Source organism: Kitasatospora sp. NPDC002543, from assembly GCF_053594915.1.
In genome coordinates, this window is the sequence record NZ_JBSFWR010000190.1 from 1 (window position 1) to 6721 (window position 6721).

The 6721-nt window shown below is 75.5% G+C and carries 5 protein-coding genes; 4 read left to right on the forward strand and 1 reads right to left on the reverse strand.

Features of this window, described 5'->3' with window-relative positions; translation table 11 throughout:
* Positions 1-91: 91 nt before the first annotated feature.
* Complete coding sequence (locus ACWD4P_RS37595) at positions 92-1978, reverse strand: BTAD domain-containing putative transcriptional regulator (protein WP_449782736.1); 1887 nt, start codon at positions 1976-1978, stop codon at positions 92-94.
* A 679-nt stretch (positions 1979-2657) separates the two neighbouring features.
* On the opposite strand from ACWD4P_RS37595, the gene ctaD reads away from it, so the two are divergent.
* The 4 genes from ctaD (at position 2658) to ACWD4P_RS37615 (ending at position 6630) form a co-directional block, all read left to right on the forward strand.
* Complete coding sequence (gene ctaD / locus ACWD4P_RS37600) at positions 2658-4472, forward strand: aa3-type cytochrome oxidase subunit I (RefSeq protein ID WP_449782737.1); 1815 nt, start codon at positions 2658-2660, stop codon at positions 4470-4472.
* 115 nt (positions 4473-4587) lie between these two features.
* A complete protein-coding gene (locus ACWD4P_RS37605) occupies positions 4588-5121 on the forward strand; it encodes a hypothetical protein (RefSeq protein ID WP_449782738.1) in 534 nt (177 codons plus the stop codon).
* A gap of 147 nt (positions 5122-5268) precedes the next feature.
* Positions 5269-5985, forward strand: coding sequence for a response regulator transcription factor (locus tag ACWD4P_RS37610; protein WP_359827737.1), 717 nt, complete (start codon positions 5269-5271; stop codon positions 5983-5985).
* 234 nt (positions 5986-6219) lie between these two features.
* Positions 6220-6630 (forward strand): pyridoxamine 5'-phosphate oxidase family protein, encoded by a 411-nt coding sequence (locus tag ACWD4P_RS37615; RefSeq protein ID WP_359827738.1) that lies wholly within the window; start codon positions 6220-6222, stop codon positions 6628-6630.
* The last annotated feature ends 91 nt before the right edge of the window (positions 6631-6721 follow it).

Below are 6721 nucleotides of genomic sequence, written 5' to 3' on the forward strand. Positions count from 1 at the left end.
ACAACCGCTCACCCGCAGGCGACTTGACCTGCCCCACCCTCGCCACACCACGACCAACGAGGCATGGACCACAAAGTCACCGGCATTGGCCCTAGCCCCCGACGGTCCCCACTGCCTGCACCGCGTGCTCCCGGGCGTGCAGGTGGGTGAGCCGGGGCAGGGCGTACAGCGCCGCGTGGGCGGTCACCTCGCCGGTGGGGGAGGTGACCGCCCCGGTGTCGGTGAGCGCCTCCAGGATGCGCAGGGCGAGCCGCTCGGGCCGGCCGAGGGCGGCGGCGGCCTCCGGGAGGGTGAAGAGCAGGGCGAGCGGCAGGGCGGCGAGCCGGGCCAGGGCCAGCCGGCCCTGGTCGGTGAGGTCGTGCCAGCCGGAGTCCAGCCGGGCGCGGACGGTGACGTCCCCGGCGACCAGCTCGTCCAGGGCGCCCGCCGGGTCCTCCAGCCGGGCCGCGTACTCGGCGAGCGGGAGGTGGCGCAGCACGGCCAGCCGGGTGCCCGCGACCCGTACGGCGAGCGGCAGCAGCCCGCAGGCGGCGACGATCCGGGCGGCGGCCGCGCGGTCGGCGCCGGTCCGGCCGGTGCCGACGATGCGGCCGAGCAGGTCCAGGGCCTCGGCGGGGGCGAACGGCGGGACGGCGATGCGGCGTACCGAGGCGAGGCCGGCCAGTTGGCTGCGGGAGGTGACCAGCACGGCGCTCGGGCCGAAGCCCGGCAGCAGTTCGCGGACAACGGCCTCGCCGGGGGCGTCGTCCAGGATGAGCAGCAGCCGGCGCCCGGCGAGCGAGGCCCGCCAGAGCGCGGCGGCCTGCGCCGGGTCGCCGTGGCCGGGGCCGGGGCCGGGGCCGTGGCCGGGCCGAACGGTCCCTGGGGGAGGCGAAGTCGGGGCGCCCGGGCGGCCGGTGAGGGCGGCGAGTTCGGCGAGCACCTCGGGCAGCGGGCGGGCGGCGCCGTCCTCGGTGCGCAGCCGGACCAGCACCCGGCCGTCCGGGAAGCGGTCGGCGAGCAGGTGGCCGGCGTGCACGGCGAGTGCGGTCTTGCCGCTGCCGGCCGGGCCGGAGAGCACCGCCACGCGTCTGCCTCCGTCGCCCAACTCCTCGACGAGGTCGCGCAGTTCGTCGGATCTGCCGGTGAAGTCGGCGGTGTCGGCGGGCAGCAGGGCGCCGGGCGGGGGAGTGCCGCGCTCCGAACGGGCGGCGGTGGTCCGGGAGCGGCCGCGGGCGAGCAGCTCGCGGTAGCGGGCGGTCAGTGCCGGGCTCGGCTCCAGGCCCAACTCCCTTGCTAGCAGTTGCCGGTGGGTGTCGTAGACGGCGAGCGCCTCGGCCTGGCGGCCGGAGAGGTGGAGGGCGTTCATCCGGGCGGCCTGGAGGCGTTCGCGCAGCGGGTGGCGTTCGGCGAGCTCGGCCAGGTCCTCGGCCACGGCGCCGGCGTTGCCGAGCTCCAACTCGGTCTCCGCCCAGTCCTCGTGGACGCCCAGGCAGCGGGCCTCCAGCCGGTCGGCCTCGGCCTGGACGGCGGGGGAGCAGCGCAGGTCGGCGAGCGGCGGGCCCTGCCAGAGGTCGAGGGCCTGGCGCAGCAGCCGGGCGGCGGGGGCGAGCGCTCCGCCGTCGGCGGCGGCCCGGCCGGCCCGGGCGAGGGCGCGGAAGCGGAGCAGGTCCAGTTCGGGCTCGGCGGCCCGCAGCTGGTAGCCGGCGGCCGAGTGCACCAGCCGGTCGGGTCCGTCCTCGCGGCCGAGCAGGGTGCGCAGGGTGCAGATGTACACCTGGAGGTTCTTCCGGGCGGTGCGCGGCGGCTCCTCGGGCCAGACCGCGTCGGTGAGCAGGTCGACCGGCACGGCGGTGTTGGCCCGGCTCAGCAGGACGGCCAGGACCAGCCGCTGCTTCAGCGGTCCGAGGGCCAGGGGGCGGCCGCCGGCCTCGCCGGCCAGGGGGCCGAGGACGGCGAAGCGCAGCCGGGCGGGGGCGACGGGCTGGGCCAGGGGCATCGGCGTACCTCCGGGGCGTGGGCGGCGGCAGTGCGGCGGTGCGGCACTTCGGCCGTGGCCGGGGCGTCGGCCACGGCGGGAACGGCGGGAACGGCGGAGCGGCGGAACGGTGGAGCGGTGCGGCGTGGGCGCAGGCTACTTGACGGCCGATCGGCGCTGAAGGGCACGGAATCGACCGGGTCCGGTCACGCCGGGCACCCGACCGGGGCGTCGGCGGACGCGGCGGAGGGTGCCCTTCGTACGGCCGTGCGGGCGGCGTCCCGGCAGGTCGGGCGCGGTGCCCGGGGCCCGGCCGGAGCGGGCGGGCGGGCGCTTCGCGGGGCGCCGTCCGGCCGGGGGACGGGCCGGCGGGGAGGGGCGCGTTCCGGCGGTTCTCGACCGGGGCTCCGCGCCGTGGCGAGCGCGGCCCGAGCGGTCGGCGCGCACGGCGGACGAACGGCCGGTGCGCGGCGCGGACGGTCGGCGCACGGCGGACGAGCGGCCGGTGCGCGGTGCGGGCGGCCGCCCGACGACCGGTCAGGAGGTCCCGGGTGCGCGGTCGGGAGGTCCCGGTCGGGGCCCGGGAACTCGGGCCCAGCGGCCCCGGGCCGGCGGGCCGAAGGGCCCTGGGGTGCGGAGGCGCCCTGTTCGGATCATGGATCGCCATCCATTCGCACGACGTTCCGAAGGAAGTGCGTCCTTGAGCGCCACCCAGGCACAGGGCGACCCCACCTCACCGCCGACGGCCCTCCCCCCGGGGGCGGCCAGGCCCAGGAGGCCCGGTTCGGCCCTGGTCAGAATGCTGACCACCACCGACCACAAGACGATCGGCACCATGTACCTGGTGTCGTCGTTCGCGTTCTTCCTGATCGGCGGCATCCTCGCCCTGGTCATGCGCGCCGAACTCGCCCGGCCCGGAACGCAGATCCTCTCCAACGAGCAGTTCAACCAGGCCTTCACCATGCACGGTTCGGTGATGCTGCTGCTCTTCGCCATGCCGCTGTTCACCGGCTTCGCCAACTGGATCATGCCGCTCCAGCTCGGCGCGCCGGACGTCGCGTTCCCGCGCCTGAACATGCTGTCCTACTGGCTGTTCATGTTCGGCTCGCTGATCGCCGCGGCCGGCTTCGCGACCCCGCAGGGCGCCGCCGACTTCGGCTGGTTCCTCTACGCGCCGCTGTCCGACGCGATCCACTCGCCCGGTGTCGGCGCCGACATGTGGATCATGGGCGTGACGCTGTCCGGCTTCGGCAGCATCTTCGGCGCGGTCAACTTCATCACCACCATCATCTGCATGCGCGCACCCGGAATGACCATGTTCCGGATGTCCATCTTCTGCTGGAACGTCCTGCTCACCTCGCTGCTGGTGCTGCTGGTCTTCCCGGTGCTGGCCGCCGCGCTGCTGGCGCTGGAGTGCGACCGCAAGTTCGGCTCGCACGTCTTCGACCCGGCCAACGGCGGGGCGATGCTCTGGCAGCACCTGTTCTGGTTCTTCGGCCATCCCGAGGTGTACATCCTGGCGCTGCCGTTCTTCGGCATCGTCTCCGAGGTCATCCCGGTGTTCAGCCGCAAGCCGATGTTCGGTTACTCCGGCCTGATCGCGGCCACCATCGCGATCGCCGGCCTCTCCGTGACGGTGTGGGCGCACCACATGTACGTCACAGGGCAGGTCCTGTTGCCGTTCTTCTCCTTCATGACCTTCCTGATCGCCGTCCCGACCGGGGTGAAGTTCTTCAACTGGGTCGGCACCATGTGGAAGGGCTCACTGAGCTTCGAGACCCCGATGCTCTGGACGGTCGGCTTCCTGGTCACCTTCCTGTTCGGCGGCCTGACCGGCGTGCTGCTGGCGGCCCCGCCGATCGACTTCCACGTCTCCGACTCCTACTTCGTGGTCGCGCACTTCCACTACACGCTGTTCGGCACGGTGGTCTACGCGATGTTCGCCGGCTTCCACTTCTGGTGGCCGAAGATGACCGGCAAGAAGCTCGACGAGCGGCTCGGCCGGATCACCTTCTGGACGCTGACCGTCGGTTTCCACGCGACCTTCCTGGTCCAGCACTGGCTCGGCGCCCAGGGCATGCCCCGCCGCTACGCCGACTACCTGGCCGCGGACGGCTTCACCACCCTGAACACCGTCTCCACCATCGGCTCGTTCCTGCTCGGCCTGTCGATCCTGCCGTTCCTCTACAACGTCTGGAAGACCGCCAAGTACGGCGAGAGGGTCACCGAGGACGACCCGTGGGGCTGGGGCCGCTCGCTGGAGTGGGCGACCTCCTGCCCGCCGCCGCGGCACAACTTCGTCAAGCTGCCGCGGATCCGCTCCGAATCCCCGGCCTTCGACCTCCACCACCCGGACATCGCGGCCCGGGACGTCCTGGTGCACAGCGGCAAGCCCGCCACGCACCTGGGCGACGTGGAACCGGCGAAGTACGACCGGCCGCTGAGCCGGTCGGACCGGGCGTCCGCCGCGGCCCTCGCCGCCAAGAGCCCGTCCGCCGGGCCCACCGAGGGCTGACCACCCCGTGAACGCCGTCCCCGCCCGCGTCGCTGCCCCCGGGCGGGCGGGGACGGCTCCTCCGCCCCGAACTCCCCTCCCCCTCCCACCCCTTCGTGACCAGGAAGGCCGGGTCGTGAACCACACCGTTCTCGCCATCGGCACCGCCGCCCTCACCGCGAGCGGCTGTGTCTGGTACCTGCCCGCCATCGCCGACCTCCAGGCCGGCGCCGACCGGCCCCGCTCCACCCGCACGGCCGCCGCGGCCTGCGTGCTGTGGTGGGCCGGGCTCGCACTCGCGGGCGGGCTGCTGCTCGTCCTGACGGACTGGCGGCCCGCCGCCCAGGTCGCGCTCGCCGGACTGGTCGGCGGCACGGCGCTGCGGCTGCGGGCCCTGTGGGACCGCCGCCGGGAGGTGCGGGAGACCGCGGCCCGCTGGGCCGCCCTGGACGCCGGGCCCGCCCCGCGCTCCGACCGGCGGCCGGCCCCGGCCCTGGCCGGGTGGCTGGTGGTGGGCGCGGCCGTCGCCTCGCTCGGCGCGGCGGCCATCCTGCTGTCGGGCGGCGGCGAGGTCGTGCCCCGGGTGGCGCTGGCGGCGGTCAGCGGCGCGGGCGTCGCGCTCGCCTTCCTGCTGATGGGGCTGGGGAGCGTCCGGCGGCAGGGGCGCTGAGGCGCCCCGACGGGCCGTGGCGGGTGGCGGGTCCAGTGGCCCGGTCCCAATGGGGCCGTTGGGCCCTGGGCCCGCGGCCGTTCCCGGGGGATGATGCCCTGGGCCCCGCTGGGAGTGTGCGGGGGTTGACGAAGGTGGAGCCGCGAGATGGCGACCAAGACGGAGGGTGCCGAGGCCTCGGCACCGGTCCGGGTGTTCCTGCTGGACGACCACGAGGTGGTGCGCCGCGGGGTGCACGACCTGCTGGACGGCGAGCCGGACCTGGAGGTGGTCGGGGAGGCGGCGACGGCCGAGCAGGCGCTCGTCCGGGTGCCCGCGCTGCGGCCCGACGTGGCCGTGCTGGACGTCCGGCTGGGCGACGGCGACGGCGTCTCGGTCTGCCGTGAGCTGCGCTCCCGGATGCCCGGGCTGGCCTGCCTGATGCTGACCTCCTTCGACGACGAGGAGGCGCTGCTGGACGCCGTCATGGCGGGCGCCGCCGGCTACGTGCTCAAGCAGATCAGCGGGACCGACCTGGTCGCCGCCGTCCGCACCGTCGCCTCCGGGCGCTCGATGCTCGACCCCGGCGCCGCGACCCGCCTGCTGAACCGGCTGCGCAGCGACGCCGAGCCCGCCCAGCCCGTCACCACCGGGCCGGGGCTGACCGCGCGCGAGCAGGAGGTCCTCGAACTGATCGGCGAGGGCCTGACCAACCGGCAGATCGGCGAGCGGCTGTACCTCGCCGAGAAGACCGTCAAGAACCACGTGTCGCGGCTGCTCGCCAAGCTCGGCGTCGAGCGGCGGGTGCAGGCCGCCCTGATCGCCACCGAACTGCGCCAGTCCGCCGCCGCGCAGTCCTCGACGCCGCGCTCCGGCCGGTTCTGAGCCGGCGGGCCTGAAGCGGGCCCGAGCCGGCGGGTTCCGCAGATGGGTTCCGTCGGCGGGCCCCGTGCCGCCGGTCCGGGGCCGGGATGCCCGTCCGTGCGTATTCGTGGCCATTCGTGGCCGAACGGGCCGTGGGCCCGGGGCCGACGGTCCGCCGGTCAGGGGCCCTCGCCGGGCCCCGCCGGGACCATCGGCCCTCGCGGCCCGGCCCGGGCCCGGGCGAGCATCGCTCGCATGAACCGTGACCACGTCCCGTCCCCCCGGCCCGTCCCCGACGGGCGCCCCGACCTTCCCGGACTCCGTGAACTCGACCGCAAGCGCTCGCTGGAGCTGCTGGCCCGGGCCGAGGTCGGCCGGGTGGTCTACACCGTCGACGCCCTCCCGGCCGTCCTGCCGGTGCCGTTCCGACTGGCCTCCGGCGGCGTGCTGGTCTCGGCCCCGGCCGGCTCCGAACTGGCCCGGGCGGTGGACGGCGCGGTGATCGCCTTCGAGGCCGACGAGGTGGACGGCCGGGACGGCTCCGGTTGGTTCGTCACCGTCCTCGGCCGCGCCCAGGTCCGTCCGGCCGCCCGGGCGGCGGGCCCGGGCGGCACGGTCCGCATCCGGATCCGTCCGGAGCTGGTCATCGGCCGCTGCCTGGTCTAGGGCGTGTCTGACAATTCCCGCCGGGCGTGCGACGCCGGGGCACGCACCTCGCCGCGTTGTCGTCGGTCGCCAATGGCCCCCAGCCTCCGGC

Bases quoted from the DNA above. Each gene is read 5' to 3' on its own strand.
- ACWD4P_RS37595 (WP_449782736.1), bottom strand. From the start codon at position 1,978: ATGCCCCTGGCCCAGCCCGTCGCCCCCGCCCGGCTGCGCTTCGCCGTC.
- ACWD4P_RS37610 (WP_359827737.1), top strand. From the start codon at position 5,269: ATGGCGACCAAGACGGAGGGTGCCGAGGCCTCGGCACCGGTCCGGGTG.
- ACWD4P_RS37615 (WP_359827738.1), top strand. From the start codon at position 6,220: ATGAACCGTGACCACGTCCCGTCCCCCCGGCCCGTCCCCGACGGGCGC.